The sequence below is a fragment of the Pseudomonas sp. Ag1 genome (assembly GCF_000278565.1).
Taxonomy (GTDB): Bacteria; Pseudomonadota; Gammaproteobacteria; order Pseudomonadales; family Pseudomonadaceae; genus Aquipseudomonas.
This window is the reverse complement of the sequence record NZ_AKVH01000013.1, coordinates 1-1,448: the sequence shown is the minus strand read 5'-3', so window position 1 is coordinate 1,448 and position 1,448 is coordinate 1. Positions and strand designations below refer to the sequence as shown.

Here is a 1,448-nt window from a genome sequence, read left to right as displayed (position 1 = left end):
GCTTCCGGCTCGTATGTTGTGTGGAATTGTGAGCGGATAACAATTTCACACAGGAAACAGCTATGACCATGATTACGGATTCACTGGCCGTCGTTTTACAACGTCGTGACTGGGAAAACCCTGGCGTTACCCAACTTAATCGCCTTGCAGCACATCCCCCTTTCGCCAGCTGGCGTAATAGCGAAGAGGCCCGCACCGATCGCCCTTCCCAACAGTTGCGCAGCCTGAATGGCGAATGGCGCTTTGCCTGGTTTCCGGCACCAGAAGCGGTGCCGGAAAGCTGGCTGGAGTGCGATCTTCCTGAGGCCGATACTGTCGTCGTCCCCTCAAACTGGCAGATGCACGGTTACGATGCGCCCATCTACACCAACGTGACCTATCCCATTACGGTCAATCCGCCGTTTGTTCCCACGGAGAATCCGACGGGTTGTTACTCGCTCACATTTAATGTTGATGAAAGCTGGCTACAGGAAGGCCAGACGCGAATTATTTTTGATGGCGTTGGAATTAGCTTATCGACTGCACGGTGCACCAATGCTTCTGGCGTCAGGCAGCCATCGGAAGCTGTGGTATGGCTGTGCAGGTCGTAAATCACTGCATAATTCGTGTCGCTCAAGGCGCACTCCCGTTCTGGATAATGTTTTTTGCGCCGACATCATAACGGTTCTGGCAAATATTCTGAAATGAGCTGTTGACAATTAATCATCGGCTCGTATRWTGTGTGGAATTGTGAGCGGATAACAATTTCACACAGGAAACAGCTATGACCATGATTACGCCAAGCTTGCATGCCTGCAGGTCGACTCTAGAGGATCCAGCCGGTTCTGGCGCTGTTCAGCCACAATGCCGCAGACTGGTTCGCAGTGGTCAGGTCATCTATTGTTATCTGTGGTTTTGGTCTGAGGAGGCGTTTGAATCCCCTGCTGAGATACCATTTTCTGGCACCGTCGAAAGGTGCCACCGGGTCTTGTGTCTGGTCAGCTCTAGTTTTAAATTTAGTTATTCTGGAATCTTGGATTACGGCTGTGTGGCCGAATCCGTCTGCACTAATGGTGTAGTGGCCCCATGTGGGTCTCAATTCCATTTTAGCTAATTTAATTCGGTAGTCTTCGAAATTCAGTGTATGTGGGTTTGGCGCTGTTGCTAGGAAGTCTGACAATGAAAAGGTTATGTAGTCAGAATTCCAAATTACTTGGCCAGCGCTAGTGGTTTGTTTCAAAATTTCGAATTTGAATTGGCGTTTGAGTCTGAGAGTGTAAATTCTATTGGTTGAGAAACGGCGTCTGCGGAAGTATCTACGTCGCCTGCGGTATCGCCTGATGTGACGTCGGCGGTAGTATGGGCGGGCATATCTACGTCGTCTAATCTGAAATTTAGCGCATGCGCAGTTAGAGGTGCCCCAACAGGCGGCGGTTAGTATTACCCGCCGCCTGGGGCACCGGGGCACC

At 50.7% G+C, this 1,448-nt stretch carries 1 pseudogene; it reads left to right on the top strand.

What is annotated here, in order from left to right:
* Nucleotides 1-62: 62 nt before the first annotated feature.
* Nucleotides 63-503: pseudogene (locus A462_RS32970) on the top strand (sugar-binding domain-containing protein); the annotation flags it as partial.
* Nucleotides 504-1,448: the final 945 nt, after the last annotated feature.